Genomic DNA, 25,261 nt, shown 5'->3' with positions numbered 1-25,261 from the left:
GTCCGAAAAGGCAGTTCGAGATTTCAACAAAAATTTACTTAGATTTGAATGATTTTCGATTAGCTCAGTGAGTTTTAAAGAAGAAACTGTGATTCAGCATGCGGTTATAACTAGTGCTGCGAATATGTTCATGGCAATTATCGCGAGTGTGAAATAACTTGTTGGGCGATGTTTCTCTTTGCAGAATGGGGTGCTGAGCGGTCACGGACTTTACGAAAAAGTATTGCCCATATAGGGATACATAATGAACGCTAAGCCGAATACTATTCCGGCGATCCAAGGCAGTATAAGCTTGTATTTAAGGGTGGTCGGCATGTTCGACAACTCATGCGCGTCTATCATTCCACACCGCTCAAAAAAATTAGGGGCTAAGAACATCAGGGCTATCGACCCATTTCTTGCGATTTTTCCAAACACTCCAAAGCTTCCAAGCGTTTTTATATTGTTCTCTACAAATATGCTTTTCTTTAAGTGACTTTCTGCTGGTTCAGTTAACCTGTGGGCAGAGACGATGAGCCAGATTACTGAGGATATTTGTGCGGTCATTATAACAATACCAGTGATAACCAACGTTAAGCTGCTCATTGAGGGTACTCATAGATAACATCACCCATATACTCCCCAGCCTTGGAGCCGTATTCGCCTCCTGCCCATCCTCCTAAACCCCCTCCAACCAACGTGCAGGCGAAAATACTTGCACCAAACGTGACTGGACTAAATGCAACCGCGCAAGCAGTAGTAGCCGCCGCGACTCCTACTGAACCGCCGAGCATTCCAATAGCCACGCCCCCCGCCAACTTACCACCCTCAGTATATTTGGCCTTTCGGCACTCTATGTTGGGGAAGGTGGTGTGCTTTACACAAATGTTTACCAATAAGGGAACGAAAAAAAAGCGAAGGAGGATATTATGCTGACTATCCACGGCAGTATAAGCTTGTTCTTTAAGTTGGTCGGCATGTTTGACAGCTCGTGTGCGTCGATCAATCCGCGTCTTTCAAATAAATCAGGTGCTAAAATCATCAGAATAATCGAACCGTTTCTTGGTATTTTTCCAAGCAATCCAAAGCTTCCAAAAGTTTTTAGATTGAGTTCTACAAATGAGCTTTTCTTTAAATGACTTTCTGCTTGTTCAGTTAGCCTATGGGCGGAGAAGATGAGCCAGATTGCTGAAAAAATTTGTGTGGTCATTACAAATGCGCCAGCGATAACCAAGGTTAAGCTACTCATCGGGGATACTCATAGATAACATCACCAATTTGCTCTCCGGTTCTGGCGCCGTATTCGCCACCAGCCCATCCTCCTAAACCTCCTCCGACCAATGTGCAGGCGAAAATGCTACTCCCAAACGTGACTGGACTAAATGCCACCGCGCAAGCAGCAATAGCAACTGTGGTTCCGATTGTGCCACCCACTAGTCCGACAGCTACGCCCCCCGCCAACTTACCACCCACCGTATGTTTGGCCTTTCGGCACTCTTGTTCCCGACCGCTGGAGAACGCTGTGTAGATGGAGGTCCCAGCCGCTGCGACGTTTAACCCAACCCCCAAGTAGGTGCCTCTTCTTATCAGGCTCGAAGCCTTAGCCACACCGTTCCAGCAGCTTGGTAATGGTTAAATCGGTGACAGTCGTTCGACCTGAGGAAGCTCCTCCCGCAGAGCTTGCGGTGGCCGAAGTGCTCTGATGGGTGCCAAAGTTGTAACCTGTGGTTTCTATCCAGTCCTTGTGCTGCTCATCCAGAGCTTCACCGGGAATCCCCCCTATCTTGAGGTACGCGTCGAATGCCATTTCCTTTCGTCCTTTTCGTGATAGTTGTTTAAGAGAGACTTAAGGTTTCGTAGGGCTCTAGCAGATCTTAAGCGTAAAATTACCGTCCGCCAGTGGTTGGAAAAAATCAGGAAGTGACTGTAGGAAAAAACGACTCGCTCCGACCCAGATAAGTCTTGTTCTCATGTTGAGGGTGTACAATTTTTGGTTTCGAGATTAAATCCAATACCGAGTACGTCACTTCAGCCTGAATATCAACTCCAGCTCGGCTCAAACCTAATGAGCGCAGAGAAAATTCACGACCTGATTCGGCACATAGATCACCTTGGTTACTACACGCCTTTCAAGGGCCTCGATGACTTTGCTCCGAGCCATATCGACGTCGACCAACTCCTCACCGGTCCCCTCCGGAAGATCATCCACATACTTGCCGTTAATGTAGATTCGTGTCGCCTTGACCGGGCGCACTCGAGCTTGGGGCCATGGTGCAGAGTCAATAGTGTCGTAGCCCAACTGCTCCCAGATCTCAGAGCAGACGTGCGGAGCAAAGGGGAACAGGGCCTTCACAAAGTCAGCGCCAATTCGTTCGAAAAAATAGTCCTTATGCTTCTCAGCCTGATTCATGAATTCCATGAACGCGGCAATCGCCGTATTGAAATTCAAGGTCACAAAGGATGCATTGACTTTGGCCAGGGTTTTTCCCCACAGCGTCTCCAGCGGATGCTGATCCGAAGCCGTCGATTCGTTACGCGGAGCGCCGCACTGAAGGCCATCGGCAAAAATACTCAGCACCCTGTTGATGAAACGCTCACAGCCCTTGATCCCTTTGATGTCCCACTTCTTGTTCTGTCCGAGCGGCCCGATAAACATCATGTAAATCCGGAAGGTGTCGACGCCGTACTCACGAATGATGTCGTCTGGAACGACCACGTTCAAAAGGGATTTCGACATTTTGGTATTGAAGACTTGCAACTCGTGGTCGCTATTCTTTAACCAATACTTGCCTGCCCGATACTCTGCTTCATCCACGGCCACGATTCGACCGGTTCCATCCTTGAAGGCATCAGCCGTCACCAATCCCTGGTTATAGAGCGTCTTGAAGGGCTCATCAAAATTCACTAGCCCCACATCGAACAGCACCTTGTGCCAGAATCTGGCGTAGAGCAGATGCATGGTCGCATGGGCCGCACCGCCCACATAAAGATCGACCTGTTGCCAATACTCCATACTTTGCGCTGAGAACGGTTCAGCTTCGTTATGTGGGTCCATGAACCGCAGGAAGTACCAACACGACCCGGCCCAACCAGGCATGGTGTCCGTGACCCGATAGAGCGGATTTCCTGTCGAATCACTGCAGTTCACCCAATCTTCAGCCCGTTGCAGTGGGCTCGCTCCGTCAGCACCTGGACAGAAGTTCTCAACTACCGGCAACTCGACTGGCAGTTCGCTAGCGCTGGCTGCGATTACGTTACCGCTGTCGTCCCGAAACAGCGGAAAGGGTTCGCCCCAGTACCTTTGCCGAGAGAACAGCCAATCACGCATCCGGTAACGAACCCTGCGCACAGCCCAATGATTGTTAGTGAGCTCAGCTTCAATCCGCCCACGCGCCTCGCTTCTGGACAGGCCGCTAAAGCTCTCGGAGTTTTTGAGGGAGGGCTGTGTATCGGTCTCATCGAGCACGGACAAGTGAGGTAAGCCGAAACGCTGGCACAACGCTGCTGCTTTGGGATCAGTTTCGGGAACAGAGAATACCGCTTGCTCTCTTCCATCGAACGCGAGGTAGTTGACGACGTAAAGAGGAAGCGATGCGCCCGTCAGTGGATGACTTACGTGGCGACGTAGATACAAGGCGTCCACTGCAATCTTCGGGTCCTGCAAGGTGGCAATTCTGGCGCAGAGGTCGCTGTCATGGCACAGTTCTTTTACATAAGGGTGTTCAGTACACAGCAAGACGGCGTTACTGCCATACAGAGTTTCGGCTTCAGAGGTAAACACAGTTAAGGGGATGGCCGCATCTTCTCGTATCAGGAGATCAATATCGATACCCTCTGCGCGTCCGATCCATTCACGCTGCATTTTTTTGACCGATTCGGGCCAATCGAGTCGATCCAAGTCGGCCAACAAGCGTTCAGCATAGTCGGTGATCTTTACAACCCACTGCGTTAGCGGCTTTTTAGCGCAGGGGTAATCACCGCGTTCAGAGCGGCCGTCGATGACTTCTTCATTCGCGAGAACGGTTTGAAGTGACTCGCACCACCAGACATTTTCCTCTTTCTCATACACTAATCCGCGTTCGTACAATTTCAGGAAAAGGAATTGTGTCCATTTATAGTATTTAGTGTCAGAGGTGTCGATTTCCCGGCCCCAGTCGTAACTTAAGCCCATCAGCATCAGTTGTCGCTTGAAGTTTTGGCAGTTGATCTTGGTAACGTCGGCGGGGTGAACGCCTGTTTTTATGGCGAATTGTTCTGCCGGTAGACCGAACGCATCCCAGCCCATGGGATGCAATACGTTGAATCCATCCATTCTTTTTTTGCGGGCAATTATGTCAGTTCCTATATAGCCAACGGCGTGGCCAACATGTAAACCGTTACCCGAGGGGTACGGGAACATGTCCAGCACATAATAAGGAGGTTTGTTGCTCATATTGTCAGCGGCAAATAAATTCTCTTCTGCCCATCGCTGCTGCCACTTGTTTCTGAACTGATCGTTATCCATGATCGACTCACGCTCTTCCAAAAGCTCTATGGATTCATCCCGTACAGATGAACGTCTCTGCGTTAAGTTGAGGAGCTTCTATGAACTCCACATACCCACTAAGCATTTAGCTCATTTCGCCTCTATCTGGTAGATGCGGCTTTTAGTTGCTACAACGACAGCTACATTAATAACCTGCTCGCTGGATCCGTGCATGCCTAAATATGTAACGCAGTGTAATCTTTCGGCAAACTCGCCTTTCTGACGCCTCATTAAGATCTCGTAGAGCTCTCGCAGATCTTAGGCGTTAAATTACCGTCCGCCAGTAGCTCGAAAAAATCAGGAATTGACTGTAGGAAAAACTCCCCGGCCTCCATTCAAAAAAAAGCCCCAAAGCTGATCAAACTTCGAGGCCTCTTTATCTCAAACATCGCATCAAAACGTTGGCGGCGTAATCACCCAAATCACCACCGCATCCACCTCTCCAGGATTGCCATACCGATGCGGCTCCTGACTCGAGAAGCTGAAACTGTCTCCCTCGCTCAGCAGAAAATGCCGTTGCCCAACCCACAACTCAAAACGCCCCGACAGCAGATACCCGGCTTCTTCCCCCTCATGGCTGTAACTCTGCTGGCTATAAGTGCCAGGCGGAAACCGTGAGTGCAGCATCTCCAGTTGCCGATTCGGCTGCGGGGTCAGCAGTTGATCGACGATGCCATCCTCGTAATGCACGCTCATCCGCGTGTTCTTGCGCACCACCACGCCGTGGTCTTCCGGGGCGGTGGCGGCTTCGCTGGCGAAGAACCACTGGATGGTCACGCCCAGGCTGCGGGCGATGTTGAAGAGGGCGGGGATGGAAGGGTAGGCGAGGTTGCGTTCGAGTTGGCTGATGTAGCCCGCGGTCAGCTCGCTCATGTTCGCCAGCTCGGCCAGGGTCATGCCCCGGCGTTTGCGCAGGCCGCGGATTCGGGTGCCGAGAAAACTGGGCTCTGGTGCGGCGCTGTCTTTACTGCCGTTGCTCATGCGTACTCCAGGCCGGGGTTTGGGGGAAAACCCCGGAGTATAAACAGGCTCAAAGCGCCCAGGCGACTTTCAAACCTTCGTAGATGGCCTCTTCGGCAGTACGCGGCGCCAGGCAGTCACCGATCCGGCGAAACTCCACCAGGCCTTGCAGTTCTGCGCCCAGGGTGTCGACCGGTTGATGACCCTGGCAGAGCACCAGGGTGTCGATATTTTCCAGCAACATCGGTTCGCCGCTCGCGGTGTGTTGCAGGTAGACGGTGCTGTCATCGCAGCCGTAGAGGCGGGCGTAGGGGGTGATGGGGATACCCAGTTTGTGCAGTTCGCCGGCCAGTTGGTCGCGCACGTACAGCGGCAGGTTTTCCCCGCAATGGGTGCCGTTGACTGCCAGGTGCACCTGATGCCCGGCGCGCACCAGGCGCTCGGCGATGCCGGGGCCGATCCAGTCGCAGCGCCAGTCCACCACGACCACCGAACGACCTATCTGTACTTCATCACGCAGCACTTGCCAGGCGTCCACCACCTGCAGTTCGCCGCCACGCTCGAAGGTTGGCCAATAGGGCTCGGCGCCGGTGGCGATGATCACCAGGTCGGGACGCTCACGCTCCACCAGGGCGCGGTCGACCCGGGTGTTGCGCACCACCCGTACACCCGCCAGTTCCATCTCCCGCTGCAGGTTGGTGCTGGCCCCACCGAACTCGCTGCGTCGCGGTAACAGCTGCGCCAGCAGCACCTGGCCGCCGAGTTGCGCGGCCGCTTCATAGAGGGTGACCTCGTGCCCGCGCTGGGCCGCTACCGCAGCGGCTTTCATGCCGGCCGGCCCTCCGCCGGCAATCATGATGCGCTTGCGTTGGCCGGTAGGTTGCCGGTTGCCGAAGATCAACTCGCGCCCGGTCTCCGGGTGCTGGATGCAGGAGATCGGCAAGCCTTTGTGGAAGTGGCCGATGCACGCCTGGTTGCAGGCGATGCAGGCGCGCACGTCTTCTACACGGCCGCTGTCGGTTTTGTTGGGCATTTGCGGGTCGCAGATCAGCGCGCGGGTCATACCGCAGACGTCGGCCTGACCCCGGGCCAGGATCAGCTCCGCTTCCTGGGGCTGGTTGATGCGCCCGGTGACGAACAGCGGGATGGACAGACCGGCCTTGAAGGTTCCGGCTTCCCTGGCCAGATAGGCCGCTTCGATCGCCATGGGCGGCACGATGTGCACGGCACCGCCCAGGGATGCAGAAGTACCGGCGACGATGTGCACGTAATCCAGGCTGGTTTGCAATGCCTGCACGGCGAGCAGCGATTCGTCTTCGGTGAGTCCTTCCGGGTCGCGCTCGTCTGCGGAAATGCGCAGGCCGATGATGAAGTTTTCATCGGTACTGGCCCGCACTGCGGCGATGATCTCCCGCAGCAAGCGCAGGCGCTGTTCCAGCTCGCCGTTGTAGCCATCGGTACGGCGGTTGACTCGCGGGTTGATGAACTGCGCGGGCAGATAACCGTGACTGGCGACCACCTCCACGCCGTCGATCCCGGCTTGAAACAGGCGCCGCGCCGCTGCCGCGTACCCGGCGACAATCTCGTCGATCATGGCTTGATCCAGTGCCCGTGGCATCACCCGAAACCGCTCGTTGGGCACCGCCGAAGCTGAATAGGCCACCGCCAGCAGGCCGTCGCTGGACTCCATGATTTCCCGCCCAGGGTGGAAGATCTGCGACAGCACCACCGTCCCGTGCGCATGGCAGGTTTGCGCGAGTTTGCGATAGCCCTCAATGCAGGCGTCATCCGTGGCCATCAACACGTGCGAGGTGTAACGCGCGCTGTCGTGCACACCTGCTACCTGCAGCACGATCAGCCCGGCCCCCCCTGCCGCGCGCGCCTGGTGGTAAGCGATCAGTTGATCATTAACCAGGTTGTCGGTGGGCATCGAAGTGTCATGCCCGCTGGACATGATGCGGTTTTTCAGGCGTTTGCCGCGTAGCAGCAGGGGTTCGAACAGGTGCGAGAAAGCGGGGGACGAGGTGCTCATGGTGGGGGCTACTCCAGGCGGCCTGAAGCCGAAAGGGCCGGTTTTCGGCGTTATTATTTTTCTATAAGAATTTACCTTCAGTAAAAAATCAATAGTTTTGTTTACTAAGTCGGCTGGAAACAGATGTAATGCCGATGTTACAAATCCGTTACTTCGATTGCCCAAGGCGAGCAATTCTCAACATATAAATTCTATTAATGGCAATGACAGGGTGCCTACCATTGGCAGGTACAGGCATTTGCAGAAAACAATAATAATCAAGCTCTGAGGCCTACAATGAAGCTGCGTTCACTATTGGGTGTGGTTGTTCTATCGGCATCTGGAAGTTATGTAAAAGTGCAGGCAGAAGATGTGGGCGAAGGATTGGTCGAGGGTGGCTCGGCAACTATTACCGCTCGCAATATGTATTTTAATCGCAACTCACTCTCGCATTATCCCGATGCCCGTGGTTGGGGGCAGGGTTTTCAGATGGATTACCAGTCCGGATTTACTCAAGGTGAAGTCGGCCTTTGGCTGGATGCAAGTGCCTATACTGCCTACAAGCTGGATGGCGGTCGCGGTACGGTTGGCACGGGAATGTTTCCCGCTGAGGGAGATCGCGAAAGAACCGAGTCTTCCACACTCAACGCTTCGGTAAAGATGAAATGGTCAAACACTGTCATCAAGTATGGCGATCTGCGCCCATACAATCCGGTATTCGCGACTCCCGATTTACGCCTGATGCCGATGACGACCCGTGGCCTACAACTGTTGAGTGATGATATCGACAAAGTCAGCATCGATATCGGGCACTTCCATTCCACCAGAGGTTATACCAGTACAGGTCACGACGGTGGCTTCATGGCAGGTTACGCCGGGGTGGACAGCGGCGATGTCGATTATGCAGGCTTCACCTACACGCCAGTAGAACAGGGCGGCGTCGGCTTCTATGTGTCCCAGGCGCAGGACTTGTGGCGCCAGTACTATGTCAATGGCAACTACAGCTTTGTCCTGACTGCGGAACAGACTCTCGGCGTTGACTTCAATCTCTATCGATCACTGGATCAGGGCCAGGCCAATGCCGGCGATATCAATGTCACCGCCTGGTCGTTGGCGACGGCCTATGCCAATGGCCCGCATACGCTGACGCTGTCTTATCAAAAGATCCATGGAGGTCAGCCATTTGATTATCTGATGGCTTCCGATGGGACTTACATGGACTCGATCTATCTGGCCAACTCTTCGCAGTACGGGGACTTCAATGGCCCTGGCGAACAGTCAGTCGGCCTGGCCTATGAATATGATTTTGGTTATACGGGTGTTTTACATACCACGCTGGGCTTCAAGTATATCTATGGATTTGATATCGATAATGAGCAAGTTGATCCTGACGGGTTGTACGCTTACTTCGCTCATGCGGATAAGCAGATAGAGCGAGACGTCGATATTAAAACCGTTGTTGAAACGGGCCCGCTGAAAGATTTGTCGGTTCGGGTGCGTTACGCCGAACATGCCTTTAGCGGTGACAGTGTTCAACAACTGCGGATCATCACTCAATACCCGATCAATATTTTTTGATATGCGTTCATCCCTCCAATAACAATAAAAGAGGTATCCCATGAAGCTTTCGAGTATCGCGTTGGCCGTAACCCTCTCGTCGCTGTCGTTGTCCGCACTGGCCGACACGGTCTACATCCATGCCGGTCGCCTGGTGGACGTGGAGCGCGGCAAGGTGCTGACGGACCAGCGCATCAAGGTCGATGGCGAGCGTATCGTGGCCGTTGAGCCCTGGAGTGCACCGCCGGCTGACAGCACCGTTATCGACTGGTCGGGCAAGACCGTGCTGCCGGGCCTGATCGACATGCACACGCATATCGCCGACTGGGACATGACCAACAACGTTGCCGAACCCCTGCTGCATTCTGCCCAGGACTACGCGCTGCTGGGCGCCAAGCATGCCTATCAGACCTTGCGCGCAGGGTTCACCACGGTCCACGACGTGGGGACCTACCGCGCGTTTACCGACGTCTCGCTACGTGATGCGATCAACGCCAATCAGGTACTGGGGCCGCGGATGAATGTAGTCGGCGCTTATCTCTCTGTAGCGGGTGGCGGCGGTGAGGTGACGGGCCTGGCACCGGGCATCACGGTGCCGGACGATATGCGGGTGGGCGTCTATCGCGATACCAATGACGCGAAACTCAAGACCCGGTACCTGTTCCAGCACGGCGTCGACACCATCAAGATGGTCGGCACGGGCGCCGTATTGGCCGAAGGCACCGAGCCTGGCCAGATGGAAATGACCGAGGACGAAATGCGCGCGGTAGTGCAGGAGGCCAAGGTGCACAAGAGCTATGCGACCGTGCACGCCCATGGCGCCGACGGCATCAAGGCGGCTATCCGCGCTGGCGCAAAATCCGTGGAGCATGCCTCGCTGCTGGACGATGAAGGCATCAAGCTGGCCAAGGACAACGGCACCTATCTGGTCATGGATATCTACAACGGAGACTTCATCGACAAGATCGGGCGCGAGGAAAAGTGGCCGGAAAGTTACCTGCGTAAAAACACCGAAACCACCGAAGTACAGCGTGAAGGTTTCCGCAAGGCGGTCAAGGCCGGTGTAAAAATCGCCTATGGCACGGATGCCGGGATTTACCCGCACGGCAAAAACGCCCGGCAGTTCGCCTACATGGTCAAGTACGGAATGACCCCAATGCAGGCGATTCAGTCCGCCACCGTGGTCGCCGCAGACCTGCTCAATTGGCAGCAGGACGTAGGCGCTGTCAGTGTCGGTCGCTTTGCCGACATGATCGCGGTCGAGGGTGATCCGCTGGCTGACATTGCGATTCTGGAGAAGACCCCGGTGGTCATGAAGGGCGGCGCGATTGTTCCGCCTGACGTGCTGCCGGGTATGTAAAGCAGCGCGACGTCTGGAGTCGGCGAGGGCAGTTGCTGTACAGTCGTTCAGCTCTTGAATGGCTCGTACAGGGCTCAACCCTCGCCTCCAGGAAGGTCGTGCAATGACTCAGGAAGTCCGATTCTCCAGAATGGCGCCGGAACTGCGCAAAACCAATCTCATCGAGGCCACGCTCGTGTGCCTGCAGCGCCATGGCTTCCAGGGCGCGTCGATCCGCAAGATTTCCGCCGAGGCCGGTGTATCGGTCGGGCTGATCAGTCATCACTATTCCGGCAAGGACGAGCTGGTCGCCGAAGCCTATCTGGCGGTGACTGGCCGCGTCATGGCACTGCTTCGCGCGGCCATGGAACAGGCCGCGCCCAATGCCCGTGAACGTTTGTCGGCGTTTTTTCGCGGCTCGTTTTCCGCCGAACTGCTCGACCCGCAACTGCTTGATGCCTGGCTGGCGTTCTGGGGCGCGGTCAAGACGGCAGAAGCGATCAACCTCGCCCACGAACAGTCCTATGGCGAGTACCGGGCCATCCTGCGCAAGGTGCTCAACGAACTGGCGGAGGAGGAGGGCTGGCAGCAATTCGATTCCGACCTGGCTGCCATCAGCCTCAGCGCCTTGCTCGACGGCTTGTGGCTGGAATCGGGTCTGAACCCCGGGACCTTCACGCCGGAGCAGGGCATGCAGATCTGCGAAGCCTGGGTCGACGGTTTGCAGGCCGGTGGTCGGCAGCGATTCACTTTGCAGACGACGGGCTGTTGATCGATCGTTCAGTAGTGGCTACTCTCTGCCTCCAGTGGTAACCAAACTCTAATAAGAAACACGCCTTCGGGCATACGCGGGACACCTAGCGATGACTCCTCGGGTATTGATCGTCGACGACGATCCGTTGATTCGCGAACTGCTGCAGGCCTACCTGTCCCAGGAAGGTTATGAAGTGCATTGCGCCGCCACTGCGGAGTTGGCCGAGACCTTCCTGGCGAGCCAGAGCGTCGACCTGGTGATGCTCGATATCCGCCTGCCGGGCAAGGATGGCCTGACCCTGACCCGGGAGCTGCGGGTGCGTTCGGAGGTCGGGATCATCCTGATCACCGGGCGCAACGATGAAATCGATCGCATCGTCGGCCTCGAGTGCGGCGCCGATGACTATGTGATCAAGCCGCTTAATCCGCGGGAACTGGTGTCCCGGGCGAAGAACCTGATTCGCCGGGTGCGCCACGCCCACACGCCGCATCCTGTTGCTGCGGTTGCCCGCCCGGTCAAGCAATTCGCCGCCTGGGCGCTGGACACTGATCGCCGGCGGTTGATCGACCACAGCGGCAGTGAAACCCTGCTGACCCATGGCGAGTACCAGTTGCTCAGCGTGTTCCTGCGCAACAGCGGGCACACCTTGAGCCGGGATCAGTTGATGGACCAGATCCGCAACCGCGAATGGGTACCCAACGATCGCTCCATCGATGTGCTGGTGGGACGCTTGCGGCGCAAGTTGCATGACGACCCGGCCGAGCCTGAACTGATCATCACCATCCACGGTGCGGGCTATCTGTTTACCGCCAGCGTCGCGGCCTGAGCGGCATGTGGCGCGGGATCTGGTTGTTGTTGATGCTGGCATCCACCGGGGTGACGGCTGCGCAAAAAATTCGCTATTGCGATTACCCGGTCTACCCGCCGATCTCCTGGAGCGACGGCAAACAGATAAGCGGGCTCGCTCCCGGCGTGGTGAAAAAACTGTTCGGGCAATTGGGCTACGAGGTCGAGCTCGTCGAGCTGGATAACTGGAATCGCTGCGTGCTGGATGCCGTTGAAGGTCGGGTGGACGTGGTGCTGGCCTATCGCACTGCAGAGCGTGAGCAGGGCCTGGCTTTTTCGACGGTGCCGGTACTGCGCGAGGAAGTCGCGGTGTTCATCAATCGCCGGCACCCGGTAAAAATAGATCGGCTGGAGGACCTGGCGCACTACCGTGGTGGTTTCCTGTTCGGAGAAAGTTATGGCGAGACGTTCGACCGCTTTGTCGACCAGCACCAGAACATCGAACGGGTGTCTGATAGCCAGCAGAACTTTGGCAAGTTGATCCGCGGCCGCATCGACTTCGTGGTTTCCGAGCGGCGCACCGGGCAAATGCGCGTCGATACCCTGCCGGACACCCGGGACATTGTGGCCCTGGCCGATTCCTTTGGTGTGGATTACCTGCGAGTGGCCGTGTCGCGGCGTTCGCCCCTGGCCAGTCGCATGGTCGATATCAATGGGCAGTTGCAGCACATGGTCGATTCGGGCGAGATCGACCGCTTGCTTCACGAGAGTGAGGTCATCTACCGCGACACGCTCCAGCAACCGGCGGATCGACCATGATTCGGGCCCGGCCCGGCGGCCTGTTGCGGCGCCTGCTGCTATTTATCCTGTTCTTCAGCCTGTGTTTTACGGTGCTGGCGAGCAGCGTGCAGCTGTACTTTGAGTATCGACGCGAGATGCGCGAAATCGACTCGCGCATGGAGCTGATTCGCGCCGGCTACCTGGCCAGCCTGGAGCGCAGTCTGTGGGATCTGAACCAGGATCAGCTCAACGTGCAGTTGCGCGGCCTGGTGGACTTTTCCGACGTGGCGCGCGTGCGCCTGATCAGCCCTGATTTCGATCTGCTGCAAGGCACTGCCGAGCCGGTCGGGCCGCTGCGAATAGAACGTTTTGCCCTCGACTACCAGCCGCCATCGGGGGCGGTGCGTCATTTGGGGCAACTGGAGGTCACCACCGACCTGGGGGCGGTGCATGAGCGCCTGTTCACCACCGGGCTGACCAGCCTGCTGTGGATGAGTGTGTTTCTGTGCGGCCTGGCGGTGGTGCTGTCGGGGTTGTTTTATCGCCTGGTCACTCGCCACCTGCTAGTCATGGCCGAGTTTGCCCGGCGCATCGCTGCGGGCGATTCCCACGAGCCGTTACGCCTGGACAAGCGTCGCCGTGCGGACGAAGACGAAGACGAAATCGACACCGTGGCCCATGCTCTGGACGACATGCGCCGGGCCATTCTCAGTGACATCGACCGCCGCGAAAGCGATCGGCTGGCGTTGCAGGATAACCGTGATGAACTGCTGCGAATGGTCGAGCGGCGCACCGCCAGCCTGATGCGGGCCAAGGATGAAGCGGAAGCGGCCAACCTCGCCAAGTCGCGTTTCCTTGCCACCATGAGCCATGAGTTGCGTACCCCGCTCAACGGCATCCTCGGCATGGCCGAATTGCTGCGCGATGCGCCGCTGGACGCACTCGGCGGCAAGCGGCTGGATGCGCTGTACAAAGCGGGAGAAGGGTTGCTGTCGATCCTCAACGAAGTGCTGTATTTCGCCCGGCTGGAGGAGGGCGCCAGCCATCCGGAGGCAGTGGAGTTCTCGCTGCGGCAATTGCTTGATGAGGTAATGACACTGCTCGAACCCCGCGCGTTGGGCAACGACACGATCCTGCAATGCTACATCGACCCACGGGTAGCGCAGCGGCATCACGGCGCCGAACAATTCCTGCGCCAGGTGCTGAGCAACCTGCTGGCCAACGCCATCAAATTTACCGAGGGCGGGCAGGTCGACGTGGCGGTAGCGCTGTTACCTGGGTCTCCTGGACAACGGCTGCGTGTCAGCGTTACCGACGACGGCATCGGCATCGCGCCGGCGATGCAGCAGAAGATTTTCGAGCGCTTCACCCAGGCCAGTGAAGAGGTGGCGCAGCGCTTCGGCGGCACCGGCTTGGGGCTGGCGATCAGCAAGCATCTGGTGGAGCAATTGGGCGGGCGTATCGGCGTGGACAGTGAGGTCGGGCGCGGCAGTTGTTTCTGGTTCGAACTGGCGCTGCAACCGGCCAGCGGCGTGGCACCCGTTGCGGCAGGCAGTGTTGCAGGGCAGGCTTTGCGCATTCTGGTGGTCGAGGACGTGGCGCTCAACCGCGAGGTGGTCGAGGGCCTTTTGCTGCGCGACGGGCATCAGGTCTGGCTAGCCGAGGACGCCGAGCAGGCATTGGTTCAATGTGCCGCGCAGTCTTTCGATCTGATCTTGCTCGACGTGCACCTGCCCGGCATCAGCGGTGTCGAGCTGTGTAAACGGCTGCGCGACACGCCGGGACCGAATCGCCACAGCCGCCTGTTTGCCCTGACCGCCAGTGTGCAGCCGGCCCTGGTTCGCGGTTATCTGGATGCCGGCATGGATGGCATCCTCGCCAAGCCCCTGAAACTCGACACTCTGCGCCAGGCGCTGGCTGACCGGACCCCCGTAGCCACTTCGCCACTCGATGACGCGGTCATGGATTGGCCGCTGCTGGAAACCCACCGTACCTTGCTCGGTGAACAGAAACTCCTGGGATTGTTGAAGGTATTGCGCGACTCGATTCAACAGCATAGCCATGCACTCGCCGAAGCGATCACGGCAGACGACTGCACCGAGGTCGCGCACTTGGCCCACCGCCTGGCTGGCAGCAGCGACTCCCTGGGATTTCGCGCGTTGGCCAACGTCCTGCGCGCATTGGAGCAAGCCGCAATGATCAACGATGAGGCGGCGTTACGCGGGTTGGCGCCACAGGTGCACGAGCAGCTGCGGTGCTCGCGACAGACCCTCGCAGACCTGTTGCAGGCCTGACGTACAAGTTTGTTACGACTTTTTACATCTTTGATCCTCAGGTTCAACTCGAACTTACATGCCTTTCCAATAATCGACGCAACCGCCACAGCGCGGTCTTCGAAGCTTATTGGAGATAATAATAATGAACTGCCGTAAAGCTCATCCTTCCTCGCGCCATGACGTCCTGTCAGCCGCCGCGCACCGCGCCGACTGCTGAGGTGCCGACATGAGCGAATCAATCGACCGCCAAGGTATCCACCTGACCCGCGCCCTGAAAAGCCGGCACATTTTCATGTTGTCCCTGGGAGGTGTGATCGGCACCGGGCTGTTCATGGGCTCCGGCGTGACCATCAACCAGGGCGGCCCGGTCGGGGCGATCCTGTGCTACCTGGTCGCGGGCTTCCTGATGTACCTGGTGATGGTCTGCCTCGGTGAACTATCCGTGCAAATGCCGGTGTCCGGCTCGTTCCAGACTCACGCTACCAAATTTATCGGGCCCGGCACCGGTTTCATGATCGGCTGGGTCTACTGGATGAGCTGGGCCACCACCGTGGGGCTCGAATTCACCGCAGCGGGCATGTTGATGGAACGCTGGTTTCCGAGCGTGCCGATCTGGTACTGGTCAGCCTTGTTCGTCGCGGTACTGTTCGGCCTTAACGCCCTGGCGACCCGTGCGTTCGGCGAAGCGGAATACTGGTTTTCCGGGATCAAGGTTGCTGCGATTCTGGGGTTCATCGTGGTCGGCGTGCTGGTGATCTTCGGCGCCATCCCGCTGACCAGTGGCGAGCCGGCGCCGATGATGACCAACCTGATCGGCGACTCACTGTTCCCCAACGGCCTGTCAGCCGTGTTCGCAGTGATGATGACCGTGGTGTACGCGTTCCAGGGTTGCGAAATCATGGGCGTGGCGGCTGGCGAAACCGATCAGCCGGAGAAAAGCATTCCCCGTGCGGTGCGCAACGTGGTGTTTCGCGTATTGATCTTCTACGTGCTGGCGATCGTGGTGCTCTCGGCCATCGTGCCTTGGCAGCAGGCCGGACTGATGGAGAGTCCGTTCGTGCAGGTGTTCGACATGGTCGGTATTCCCTACGCTGCCGACCTGATGAACTTCGTGATCCTGACGGCGATTTTGTCGGTGGGCAACTCCGGGCTGTATGCCTCGACGCGCATCTTGTGGGCAATGTCCAAGACCGGCATGGCCCCGAAAAGCCTCTCGCCATTGAGCAAGCGCGGCGTGCCGTTGCGGGCGTTGAGCATCACCCTGTGTTTTGCGCTGGTGTCGCTGATGACCAGTTTTGTCGCCGCCGATACTTTGTTCATGGTGCTGATGGCGGTGAGCGGCATGTCGGGCACGGTGACCTGGATTGTCATTGCCCTGGCGCAGTACAAATTCCGCAAGGCCTACCTGCGTGAGGGCGGCAAACTGAGCGATCTTAAATACCGTGCGCCCTGGTTTCCGCTGATTCCGCTGACGTGCATTGTGTTGTGCTGTTCGTTGTTCGTATTCCTGGCACTGGACGAGACGCAACGGCCTTCACTGTATTGGGGCGGTGGCTTTATCGCGCTGTGCTACAGCGCTTACTTCCTGATTTATCGCAAGCGTCAGGGGGTGCTGGCGCCGAGCTTGCCGTCTGTTTGATGGCTTGAGGCGGACAAAGAACGCGACGGGCGACCGTCGCGTTTTTTGTTTCAAGGCTGCGCACGCAGTCATTCCCGCTGTAATGGGCAGGGGCATGTGCCCAGTTGTTCAAAGTTGTAACAAGCGCAGCCTCCCAGCCCGTTAAATCAACAATAAACCTATATATATCAGCTAGATATAAAGAAATTAGTTCGCACTAGCGACCAATTGCCGCCTTACTGAACACTCGTTTAGTATGGCCTCAGTCGCATCACCTCATTCCAATCAAAAATAATCCGAGGCCCCGCAATGACTACTCAACCTTCACTGCTCAGCCAGGTCGAAGCAGGCGTTGCCTGGATCACCCTCAACCGCACGGCTCAGCGCAACGCCCTTGACATCCCGACCCTGAAAAACCTGCACGCTTTGCTGGACGAATTCAACGCCGACCCGGCCGTTCGCGTTGTCGTGCTCACCGGCAGCGGCCGCAGCTTCTGCGCCGGGGCGGACCTCGCGGAGTGGGCTGAAGCCGAGGCCCGTGGCGATCTGGAAACCTATGGCTGGACCGAAACCGCCCACGCCCTGATGAGCCGACTGTACAGCCTGGAAAAACCCACCATCGCCGCCATCAACGGCACCGCTGTCGGCGCCGGCATGGACCTGACCTTGTGCTGCGACCTGCGCCTGGCCGCGCAATCGGCGCGGTTCAAGGCTGGCTACACCAGCATGGCGTACTCCCCGGACGCCGGTGCCAGCTGGCACTTGCCCAGGTTGATCGGCACCGAACAAGCCAAGCGCCTGCTGTTCCTCGATGAACTGTGGGGCGCAGACCGGGCCCTGGCCACCGGGCTGGTAGGCGAAGTGTGCGCCGATGAACAACTGCTCGACGTCGCCGGCGAACTGGCAACGCGCCTGGCCAACGGCCCGACCTTCGCTTTCGCCCAGACCAAGAAACTGATGCGCGAAGGCGCCCAGCGCGACCTGCCGCAGCAACTGCAAGCCGAACTGGCGGCCGGCCTGCTGTGTGGTCGCAGTGAAGACGGCGCAGAAGCCTTGCGGGCTTCCGTGGAAAAACGCCCGGCACGTTTCGTCGGCAAATAAGCCTGCACCACCCTCATACCCCGTGAACGAACAACAGGTAGCACCATGAATTTCCAACTGACCCAAGAACAAGAAATGTTGGTGGAAGCGGTACGCAGCTTTGTCGCCAAGGAACTGCTGCCCCACGAGGAAGCGGTCGACCGCGCAGATGAAGTCTCCCCAGAGTTGGCGGCGCAGATTCGCGGCAAAGCCATCGCCGCTGGTTTCTATGCTTTCAACATGCCGGAGGAGGTCGGTGGTGGCGGGCTCGACTACTTGTCCCAGGCGCTGATAGAGCGTGAGCTGTCGAAGGTTTCGTGGGCGCTGCACGTGTTCGTCGCACGGCCTTCGAAGATCCTCATGGCCTGTACGGGCAGCCAGATCGGCGACTACCTGCTGCCTTGCATCCAGGGCGAGAAAATCGACTGCTTCGCCCTGACCGAACCCGGTGCCGGGTCCGACGCCAATGCGATCAAGACCCGCGCCGTGCGCGACGGTGAAGACTTCATCCTGAACGGCAGCAAGCACTTCATCAGCCACGCCGGGCACGCCGATTTCGCCATAGTCTTTGCGGTTACCGACACCTATGAACACAACGGCCGCAAGCGCAACGCCGTGACCTCGTTCCTGGTGGATCGCGACACCCCGGGCATGACCATTCGCCGCGGCCCCAAGTGCGTGAGCAACCGTGGTTACCACACCTTCGAAATGTTCTTTGACGACTGCCGGGTGCCGGCCAACAAAGTGCTTGGCGAAGTCGGCAAGGGTTGGGAAGTGGCCAACGCCTGGCTTACGGCCGGCCGGGTGATGGTCGCCGCCAACTGCGTCGGCCAGGCCCAGCGCGCACTCGACGTATCGCTGCAATGGGCGGCGGATCGCAAGCAGTTCGGCCAGCCGATCGGCACGTATCAGGGCATCTCGTTCAAGCTTGCCGATATGGCCACGCAGATCCGCGCGGCGGAACTGCTGACCTTGCATACCGCGTGGAAAATGGACCAGGGCACCATGACCGATGGCGAAGCCGGCATGGCCAAACTGTTCGCCAGCGAAGTGCTCGGACGCGCCGCCGATGAGGCGGTGCAGATATTCGGCGGCATGGGCCTGATGGATGAAGGACCGGTGGAGCGCATCTGGCGTAACGCGCGGATCGAGCGCATCTGGGAAGGCACCTCGGAAATCCAGCGGCACATCATTTCCCGTGAACTGCTGCGGCCGCTGTTGCGCTGATCGTCCTGGAGAATTCCCATGTCGCAGACTATTCGTGACAACCTCAAGCGCCTGCTTGCCCCACGCCATTTGGCATTCGTCGGCGGTCGCAGCATGGCCCGTGCGCTCAAGCGCTGTGCCGAAGGCGGCTACCAGGGGCAGATGTGGCTGGTGAACCCGCAACATGAAAGCCTCGAAGGTGTGCCCTGTGTGCGCAGCATTGCCGAGCTGCCCTGTGGCCCGGACGCGGTGTTCATCGCGACCAATCGTGAGCTGACCCTCACCGCCGTGGCGCAGTTGGCCGCGAAGGACGCGGGTGGCGCGATCTGCTACGCCTCCGGATTCGCCGAGACCGGGGCGCAAGGCCAGGCCTTGCAGCAACAGCTGCTGCAGGCAGCCGGCCAGATGGCCTTGCTCGGTCCCAATTGCTACGGCCTGCTCGACTACTTGCACAGCTCTGCCCTGTGGCCGGTGGCTCATGGCGGCAAGCCAGTGGAGAAGGGCGTCGCCGTGCTGACCCAGAGCGGCAACTTCGCCTACAACCTGTCCATGAGCGACCGTTCACTGCCGGTGGCCTACATGGCATCGGTGGGTAACCAGGCGCAACTGGGCGTCGCCGAATTGATGGACGTATTACTCGATGAGCCGCGGGTCACGGCCATCGGCCTGCACCTTGAAGGGCTGAAGAACGTGCCGGGTTTCGCCCGCGCCGCGCACAAGGCGCTCGAAAAGGGCATTCCGATCATCGCGCTGAAAACCGGCGTGTCACAGATCGGTGCCGAACTGGCCCTCAGTCACACCAGTTCGCTGTCGGGTTCCGATGCGCTGTACGACAGCCTGTTTGCGCGCTTGGGCGTCATCCGGGTCAGCGGGCCGGTGAGCTTCGTCGAAACCCTCAAGGCCGCCGCTTGCGGAAAACTCCCCGCAGGCGACAGCCTGATCGCCCTGGCCTGTTCCGGTGGTGACGCTGGCCTGATTGCCGACTACGCCGAACGCAATGACCTGACGTTGCCCAAGCTCGACGACACCCAGCGTGAAGAACTCGCGCAGGTGCTGCCCAGCTACGCCAACCTGGTCAATCCGCTGGATTTCACCACTGCGATCTGGGGTGACGGCGAAGCCTTGAACCGCATGCTCGACAGCGCCCTGCGGACCGAGGCCGACGCGGCCATGCTGGTGCTCGATTATCCGGCGGAATCGACCGGTGAACGCAAGGAATGCGACCTGTTGCTTGAGCTTTATTGCGCCGCGCTGTTGCGTCACGGCAAGACCGGTTTTGTCACCTCGGCGTTCCCCGAGCTGCTGCCGGCCAGCGCCCGCGAGCGCCTGCATGCCCAGGACGTGGCGGCGCTGCAAGGGGTCGAAGATGGCCTGGCTGCCTGGGGCCGCATTGCCGGTTATCAGCGTAATCGCCAGGCACTGCTGGCGCTCGGCGAGTCGGCACTGGTACCGCTGTGCCCTCGAGCTTTGACGGGTGAAGGTCGCCTGCTCAACGAGTGGGATTCGAAACAGGCGTTGCGCGCATTTGGCCTGCCGACGCCCAACGGTGTGCTGAGCACGCCGGCGAATGCACTAGTCGATGCCAATGGGTTGGGTTACCCGCTGGTGCTCAAAGCCGTGAGTGCACAACTGCCCCACAAAACCGAGGCCGGTGCAGTCGCGCTCAATCTGAAGGACGCCGCCGCCCTGAGCGCCGCGTTGCGAAAAATGCACGCGAGCATCGCCGATTACGCTCCGCAAGTGCCCTTCGATCAGGTGCTGCTGGAACCCATGGCCACGCCGCCCCTGGCTGAACTGATCGTCGGCATCAAGCGCGAAAACGACTTCGGCCTCGCGTTGGTTATCGGCGCCGGTGGCATTTTGGTGGAGCTGCTCAAGGACAGTCGCAGCCTGCTGCTGCCGACCACCGACGGCGCCATTCGCCGCGCGGTGCTGAGCCTGCGCAGCGCCGGTTTGCTGCAAGGTTTTCGCGGCCGTGAAGCGGCCGACCTGGACGCGCTGGTGGCGGCGATCCGCGCCGTGGCGGACTACGCCTGCGAAAACGCCGACGCCCTGCTGGAACTCGATGTGAACCCATTGTTGGTCGGCGCCCACGGCACGACTGCGGTCGATGCGTTGATTCGCCTCGGCCACGAGTGAGGATATGAACATGCAAACCAAGACATTGACCGGTGGCCAGGCCCTGGTGCGACTGCTGGCCAACTACGGCGTCGATACCGTGTTTGGCATTCCCGGCGTGCATACGCTGGAGCTGTATCGGGGCCTGCCGGGCAGCGGCATTCGCCATGTGCTGACCCGGCACGAACAGGGTGCCAGCTTCATGGCCGACGGTTATGCCCGGGTCAGCGGCAAACCGGGCGTGTGCTTCATCATCACCGGGCCGGGCGTGACCAACGCGGCGACCGGCATCGGCCAGGCGTACGCCGACTCGATTCCGATGCTGGTGATCTCCAGCGTCAACCACACGGCCAGCCTCGGGAAGGGCTGGGGCTGTCTGCACGAAACCCAGGATCAGCGCGCCATGACTGCGCCGATTACCGCGTTCTCGGCGGTGGCGTTGAGTGCCGAGGACCTGCCCGAATTGATCGCCCGCGCCTATGCCGTGTTCGACAGCGAACGCCCGCGCCCGGTACACATTTCGGTGCCGCTGGACGTGCTGGCGGCGCCAGTGAATCGCGACTGGAGCAACGACGTGGTGCGGCGTCCGGGACGCGGCCCGGCCTCGAACACGGCCATGGAACACGCCGCGACCAAGCTGCAAAACGCCAAGCGACCGATGATCATTGCCGGTGGCGGTGCCCTGCACGCCACGCAGGAGCTGCAAACCATCAGCACCCGACTGGCCGCGCCGCTGTTCACCAGCGTCGCCGGCAAAGGGCTGTTGCCACCGGATGATCCGCTCCACGCCGGTTCGAGCCTGTGCGTCGAGCCCGGCTGGAACCTGATTGCCGAAGCCGACGTGGTGTTGGCGGTCGGTACCGAAATGGCCGACACCGATTTCTGGCGCGAGCGCTTGCCGTTGACCGCCGAACTGCTGCGGGTGGACATCGATCCGCGAAAATTCAATGACTTCTATCCCTGTGCGGTGGCCCTGCAAGGCGACGCGCAACAGACGCTCGCCGGCCTGCTGGAGCGTCTGCCCGCCACCGACCGTGATGCCAACGCAGCAATCGCCAGCGTCGCGAAACTGCGTGATGCGGTGAAGAACAGCCACGGCCCGTTGCAGTCGATTCACCAGGGCATTCTTGAGCGCATTGCCGCCGAGCTGCCGGACAACGCCTTCATCAGCACCGACATGACCCAGTTGGCCTACACCGGCAACTACGCCTTCAACAGCCGCGCCCCGCGCAGCTGGTTGCACCCGACCGGCTACGGCACCTTGGGTTACGGCCTGCCGGCCGGCATCGGCGCCAAGTTTGGTGCGCCCAATCGGCCGGGCCTGGTGCTGGTCGGCGACGGTGGTTTCCTCTACACCGCGCAGGAACTGGCGACGGCGGTCGAGGAACTGGACAGCCCGCTGGTGGTGTTGCTGTGGAACAACGATGCCCTGGGGCAGATCCGCGACGACATGCTGGGCCTGGACATCGAACCCATCGGCGTGTTGCCGCGCAATCCGGATTTCGCCGCACTCGGGCGCGCGTTCGGCTGCACCGTCACCCAGCCGCAAAGCCTGGCCGAGTTGCAGACCGATCTGCGCCATGGCTTCAAGCGTAACGGCGTCACGCTGATCGAGCTCAAGCATGCCTGCGCGCATTGATTTTCATTTTTTTGGCTTTTAAAAAGGAGCAGGCCATGCGTTTTTCCGATCTGACCCAACGAATCGCCGGTGACGGCGCCGCTGCCTGGGACATCCATTACCGCGCGCTGGCGCTGCAGCAACAGGGCGAAGACATTCTGCTGTTGTCCGTGGGCGATCCGGATTTCGACACCCCGGTGCCGATTGTCCAGGCGGCCATCGACAGCCTGCTCAATGGCAACACTCACTACGCCGACGTGCGCGGCAAACGCACCCTGCGCGAAGCCATTGCCAGGCGGCACCAGCAACGCAGCGGCCAGGCGGTGTCGGCCGACCAGGTCACGGTGCTTGCCGGTGCCCAGTGCGCGCTGTTTTGCGTGGCCCAGTGCGTGCTCAATCCAGGCGATGAAGTGATAGTCGCCGAGCCGATGTACGTGACCTACGAAGCGGTGTTCGGGGCTTGCGGTGCGGTGGTGATCCCGGTGCCGGTGCGGCCCGAGAATGGCTTCCGGGTATTACCCGAAGACGTTGCGGCGCGCATCACCCCGCGGACTCGCGCGCTGGCGCTGAACAGTCCGCACAATCCATCTGGCGCCAGCCTGCCGCGCACCACCTGGCAGGCACTGGCCGGGCTGTGCATCGACCATGACCTGTGGTTGATTTCCGATGAGGTCTACAGCGAATTGCTGTTCGAGGGCGAGCACGTCAGCCCGGCCAGTTTGCCGGGCATGGCCGAGCGCACCGCGACGCTCAACAGCCTGTCGAAATCCCACGCCATGACCGGCTGGCGAGTCGGCTGGACGGTGGCGCCGCCGGCGTTGGCGGAGCACCTGGAAAACCTCGCGCTGTGCATGTTGTATGGCTCCCCCGAATTCATTCAGGACGCTGCCGTGGTGGCGCTGCAAAGCAACCTGCCGGAGTTGCAGGCCATGCGCGATGCCTATCGCCAGCGACGCGATCTAGTCTGCGCCAGCCTTGCCGACTGCCCCGGCGTGCGCCCCCTGACGCCCGATGGCGGGATGTTCGTGATGGTCGACATACGCGAAACCGGGCTCAGCGCCCAGGCATTCGCCGACCGTCTGCTCGACCGCCATGGCGTCTCGGTGCTGGCCGGTGAAGCCTTCGGCCCCAGTGCCGCCGGGCATATACGCCTGGGCCTGGTGGTGGGGGCAGAACACCTGAGTGACGCCTGCCGGCGCATCGCCCGCTGCGCCAGTGAACTGATGGAGACCCGACACTATGCATGATTACACAGCGCTGTTTATCGATGGCCGCTGGCAGGCGCCGTCAGGGCAGGGCGTCGCCCAGGTGATCAACCCGGCGACCGAGACCGCCGCCGGTTCAGTGCCGCTGGGCGATGAACGGGATGTCGACAGCGCGGTAGCTGCGGCTCGGCGTGCCTTCGGTTCATGGTCTCGCACACCTTCAAGCGTGCGCGCCGGCTACATCCGCGCGCTGGCCGGGCAATTGCGCGAGCGTGCCGACGAAATGGCCGCAGTGATCACCGCGGAACTGGGCATGCCGGTGCAGTGGTGCCGTGCGGTCCAGGTGGACGGGCCCATCGAGGGGCTTGAGCAATACATCGAACTGGCCGGCCTGATGGATGAAGTCCGCGAGGTCGGCAACTCATGGGTGGTGCGCGAGGCGGTGGGCGTTTGCGCGTTCATCAACCCTTGGAACTACCCGCTGCATCAGTTGATCGGCAAACTGGCGCCGGCGCTGGCTGCCGGGTGCACCGTGGTGGTCAAGCCGAGCCAGGAAACACCGCTGCATGCGTTCTTCCTGGCGCAGATGATCGAGGAAATCGGCTTGCCTGCGGGGGTGTTCAACCTGGTCAGCGGGCCGGGTGCGAAAGTCGGAGAAGCGCTGGCCAGGCATCCGGACGTGGACATGGTGTCGTTCACTGGCTCCACCGGCGCTGGCGTTCGTGTGGCCCAGGCGGCGGCGCCGTCGGTCAAGCGCGTGTGCCTGGAACTGGGCGGCAAGTCGCCGCTGCTGATCGCCGAGGATGCGGACCTGGCCGCAGCGGTGCGCTATGGCGTTCAGGACGTGATGATCAACTCTGGCCAGACCTGCACTGCACTGACCCGCATGCTGCTGCCGGCGAGCCGTTACGCCGAGGCTGTGGAAATCGCTATCGCCGAGGCCCAAAGCTTGCGCATGGGCGATCCGCTGGACCCGCAGAGCTTCCTTGGGCCGATGTGTTCTGCGGCCCAGCGGCGCACCGTGCGCGACTACATCCAGGTCGGCCAGCAGGAAGGCGCACGGCTGGTGCTCGGTGGCGAGACTGACGAATTCGAGCGCGGGTTCTACGTCAGTCCGACGCTGTTCGCTGACGTCGACAACCGCATGCGCATCGCCCAGGAAGAAATCTTCGGGCCGGTGCTGTGCCTGATTCCGTACGCCGATGAAGCGCAGGCGATCCACATGGCCAACGACTCGCCTTTCGGCCTGTCCAGCGGCGTCTGGACCGGCAGCCGGGAGCGGGCCCTGGAGTTGGCCCGGCAGCTGCGTGCCGGGCAGTGCTTTCTGAACGGCGCGGCGTTCAACTATCAGGCGCCATTCGGTGGCTACAAACAGTCAGGCAATGGTCGTGAATGGGGGGAGGAAGGACTCAACGAATTCGTCGAAGTGAAGGCGATCCAGGTATGACT

Annotated in this window: 18 protein-coding genes and 1 pseudogene; 13 read left to right on the top strand and 6 right to left on the bottom strand. The window is 59.7% G+C overall.

Annotation, left to right across the window (positions count from 1 at the left end; all coding sequences use genetic code 11):
• Nucleotides 1-210 precede the first annotated feature (210 nt).
• The 6 genes and pseudogenes from EQV97_RS06410 to EQV97_RS06385 form a co-directional block, all read right to left on the bottom strand.
• Nucleotides 211-585 (bottom strand): hypothetical protein, encoded by a 375-nt coding sequence (locus EQV97_RS06410; protein ID WP_240888703.1) that lies wholly within the window; start codon nt 583-585, stop codon nt 211-213.
• A 283-nt stretch (nt 586-868) separates the two neighbouring features.
• Nucleotides 869-1,228, bottom strand: coding sequence for a hypothetical protein (locus EQV97_RS06405; RefSeq protein ID WP_240888702.1), 360 nt, complete (start codon nt 1,226-1,228; stop codon nt 869-871).
• A gap of 360 nt (nt 1,229-1,588) precedes the next feature.
• Nucleotides 1,589-1,786 (bottom strand): annotated as a pseudogene (locus tag EQV97_RS06400) (type VI secretion system tube protein Hcp); the annotation flags it as partial.
• A gap of 255 nt (nt 1,787-2,041) precedes the next feature.
• On the bottom strand, nt 2,042-4,483 hold the full coding sequence (leuS, locus tag EQV97_RS06395; protein ID WP_201148597.1) for a leucine--tRNA ligase: 2,442 nt from the start codon (nt 4,481-4,483) through the stop codon (nt 2,042-2,044).
• A gap of 414 nt (nt 4,484-4,897) precedes the next feature.
• A complete protein-coding gene (locus EQV97_RS06390) occupies nt 4,898-5,485 on the bottom strand; it encodes a cupin domain-containing protein (RefSeq protein ID WP_045058760.1) in 588 nt (195 codons plus the stop codon).
• A 49-nt stretch (nt 5,486-5,534) separates the two neighbouring features.
• A complete protein-coding gene (locus tag EQV97_RS06385; RefSeq protein ID WP_240888701.1) occupies nt 5,535-7,496 on the bottom strand; it encodes an FAD-dependent oxidoreductase in 1,962 nt (653 codons plus the stop codon).
• Nucleotides 7,497-7,772: 276 nt separating this feature from the next.
• On the opposite strand from EQV97_RS06385, the gene EQV97_RS06380 reads away from it, so the two are divergent.
• From EQV97_RS06380 to EQV97_RS06320, 13 genes are all read left to right on the top strand, one after another.
• On the top strand, nt 7,773-9,053 hold the full coding sequence (locus EQV97_RS06380) for an OprD family outer membrane porin (RefSeq protein WP_240888700.1): 1,281 nt from the start codon (nt 7,773-7,775) through the stop codon (nt 9,051-9,053).
• 40 nt (nt 9,054-9,093) lie between these two features.
• Entirely contained in the window at nt 9,094-10,392 is a 1,299-nt protein-coding gene (locus EQV97_RS06375; protein WP_122837832.1) for an amidohydrolase family protein, read from the top strand.
• A 103-nt stretch (nt 10,393-10,495) separates the two neighbouring features.
• Complete coding sequence (locus tag EQV97_RS06370; protein ID WP_122837833.1) at nt 10,496-11,143, top strand: TetR family transcriptional regulator C-terminal domain-containing protein; 648 nt, start codon at nt 10,496-10,498, stop codon at nt 11,141-11,143.
• Nucleotides 11,144-11,234: 91 nt separating this feature from the next.
• A complete protein-coding gene (locus tag EQV97_RS06365) occupies nt 11,235-11,951 on the top strand; it encodes a response regulator (RefSeq protein WP_045058755.1) in 717 nt (238 codons plus the stop codon).
• A 5-nt stretch (nt 11,952-11,956) separates the two neighbouring features.
• Nucleotides 11,957-12,730: a transporter substrate-binding domain-containing protein gene (locus tag EQV97_RS06360; protein ID WP_240888699.1), complete on the top strand. Its 774-nt coding sequence runs from the start codon at nt 11,957-11,959 to the stop codon at nt 12,728-12,730.
• A complete protein-coding gene (locus EQV97_RS06355; protein ID WP_240888698.1) occupies nt 12,727-14,985 on the top strand; it encodes an ATP-binding protein in 2,259 nt (752 codons plus the stop codon). The genes EQV97_RS06360 and EQV97_RS06355 overlap by 4 nt, the downstream gene beginning before the upstream one ends.
• A 208-nt stretch (nt 14,986-15,193) precedes the next feature.
• Nucleotides 15,194-16,606, top strand: a complete 1,413-nt coding sequence (locus EQV97_RS06350; RefSeq protein WP_240888697.1) for an amino acid permease — start codon at nt 15,194-15,196, stop codon at nt 16,604-16,606.
• 288 nt (nt 16,607-16,894) lie between these two features.
• The gene (locus tag EQV97_RS06345) at nt 16,895-17,686 is read left to right on the top strand and encodes an enoyl-CoA hydratase/isomerase family protein (protein ID WP_225569018.1); all 792 of its coding nucleotides are present in this window, start codon (nt 16,895-16,897) and stop codon (nt 17,684-17,686) included.
• 45 nt (nt 17,687-17,731) lie between these two features.
• Nucleotides 17,732-18,892, top strand: a complete 1,161-nt coding sequence (locus EQV97_RS06340) for an acyl-CoA dehydrogenase family protein (protein WP_240888696.1) — start codon at nt 17,732-17,734, stop codon at nt 18,890-18,892.
• 18 nt (nt 18,893-18,910) lie between these two features.
• Nucleotides 18,911-21,010, top strand: coding sequence for an acetate--CoA ligase family protein (locus tag EQV97_RS06335; RefSeq protein ID WP_240888695.1), 2,100 nt, complete (start codon nt 18,911-18,913; stop codon nt 21,008-21,010).
• A 10-nt stretch (nt 21,011-21,020) separates the two neighbouring features.
• Nucleotides 21,021-22,628 (top strand): 5-guanidino-2-oxopentanoate decarboxylase, encoded by a 1,608-nt coding sequence (locus EQV97_RS06330; RefSeq protein WP_122838615.1) that lies wholly within the window; start codon nt 21,021-21,023, stop codon nt 22,626-22,628.
• A 35-nt stretch (nt 22,629-22,663) separates the two neighbouring features.
• Nucleotides 22,664-23,854: a pyridoxal phosphate-dependent aminotransferase gene (locus tag EQV97_RS06325; RefSeq protein ID WP_240888694.1), complete on the top strand. Its 1,191-nt coding sequence runs from the start codon at nt 22,664-22,666 to the stop codon at nt 23,852-23,854.
• Nucleotides 23,847-25,259 carry an aldehyde dehydrogenase family protein gene (locus EQV97_RS06320; RefSeq protein ID WP_122837841.1) on the top strand — a complete coding sequence of 471 codons (1,413 nt, stop codon included), beginning with the start codon at nt 23,847-23,849 and terminating at the stop codon, nt 25,257-25,259. Before EQV97_RS06325 ends, EQV97_RS06320 begins: the two co-directional genes overlap by 8 nt.
• Nucleotides 25,260-25,261 lie beyond the last annotated feature (2 nt).

Origin of the sequence: Pseudomonas sp. TMW22090, assembly GCF_022496665.1 — a bacterium.
Lineage (GTDB): Bacteria > Pseudomonadota > Gammaproteobacteria > Pseudomonadales > Pseudomonadaceae > Aquipseudomonas > Aquipseudomonas gregormendelii.
This window is presented reverse-complemented; position numbering and strand designations above follow the sequence as displayed.

What these genes read in the sequence shown, in the direction of transcription:
- EQV97_RS06325 (WP_240888694.1), top strand. Translation starts at nt 22,664, where the DNA reads ATGCGTTTTTCCGATCTGACCCAACGAATCGCCGGTGACGGCGCCGCT.
- EQV97_RS06345 (WP_225569018.1), top strand. Translation starts at nt 16,895, where the DNA reads ATGACTACTCAACCTTCACTGCTCAGCCAGGTCGAAGCAGGCGTTGCC.
- EQV97_RS06365 (WP_045058755.1), top strand. Translation starts at nt 11,235, where the DNA reads ATGACTCCTCGGGTATTGATCGTCGACGACGATCCGTTGATTCGCGAA.
- EQV97_RS06405 (WP_240888702.1), bottom strand. Translation starts at nt 1,228, where the DNA reads ATGAGTAGCTTAACCTTGGTTATCGCTGGCGCATTTGTAATGACCACA.
- EQV97_RS06330 (WP_122838615.1), top strand. Translation starts at nt 21,021, where the DNA reads ATGCAAACCAAGACATTGACCGGTGGCCAGGCCCTGGTGCGACTGCTG.
- EQV97_RS06370 (WP_122837833.1), top strand. Translation starts at nt 10,496, where the DNA reads ATGACTCAGGAAGTCCGATTCTCCAGAATGGCGCCGGAACTGCGCAAA.
- EQV97_RS06350 (WP_240888697.1), top strand. Translation starts at nt 15,194, where the DNA reads ATGAGCGAATCAATCGACCGCCAAGGTATCCACCTGACCCGCGCCCTG.
- EQV97_RS06410 (WP_240888703.1), bottom strand. Translation starts at nt 585, where the DNA reads ATGAGCAGCTTAACGTTGGTTATCACTGGTATTGTTATAATGACCGCA.
- EQV97_RS06320 (WP_122837841.1), top strand. Translation starts at nt 23,847, where the DNA reads ATGCATGATTACACAGCGCTGTTTATCGATGGCCGCTGGCAGGCGCCG.
- EQV97_RS06335 (WP_240888695.1), top strand. Translation starts at nt 18,911, where the DNA reads ATGTCGCAGACTATTCGTGACAACCTCAAGCGCCTGCTTGCCCCACGC.
- EQV97_RS06355 (WP_240888698.1), top strand. Translation starts at nt 12,727, where the DNA reads ATGATTCGGGCCCGGCCCGGCGGCCTGTTGCGGCGCCTGCTGCTATTT.
- EQV97_RS06390 (WP_045058760.1), bottom strand. Translation starts at nt 5,485, where the DNA reads ATGAGCAACGGCAGTAAAGACAGCGCCGCACCAGAGCCCAGTTTTCTC.
- EQV97_RS06360 (WP_240888699.1), top strand. Translation starts at nt 11,957, where the DNA reads ATGTGGCGCGGGATCTGGTTGTTGTTGATGCTGGCATCCACCGGGGTG.
- EQV97_RS06385 (WP_240888701.1), bottom strand. Translation starts at nt 7,496, where the DNA reads ATGAGCACCTCGTCCCCCGCTTTCTCGCACCTGTTCGAACCCCTGCTG.
- leuS (WP_201148597.1), bottom strand. Translation starts at nt 4,483, where the DNA reads ATGGATAACGATCAGTTCAGAAACAAGTGGCAGCAGCGATGGGCAGAA.
- EQV97_RS06340 (WP_240888696.1), top strand. Translation starts at nt 17,732, where the DNA reads ATGAATTTCCAACTGACCCAAGAACAAGAAATGTTGGTGGAAGCGGTA.
- EQV97_RS06380 (WP_240888700.1), top strand. Translation starts at nt 7,773, where the DNA reads ATGAAGCTGCGTTCACTATTGGGTGTGGTTGTTCTATCGGCATCTGGA.
- EQV97_RS06375 (WP_122837832.1), top strand. Translation starts at nt 9,094, where the DNA reads ATGAAGCTTTCGAGTATCGCGTTGGCCGTAACCCTCTCGTCGCTGTCG.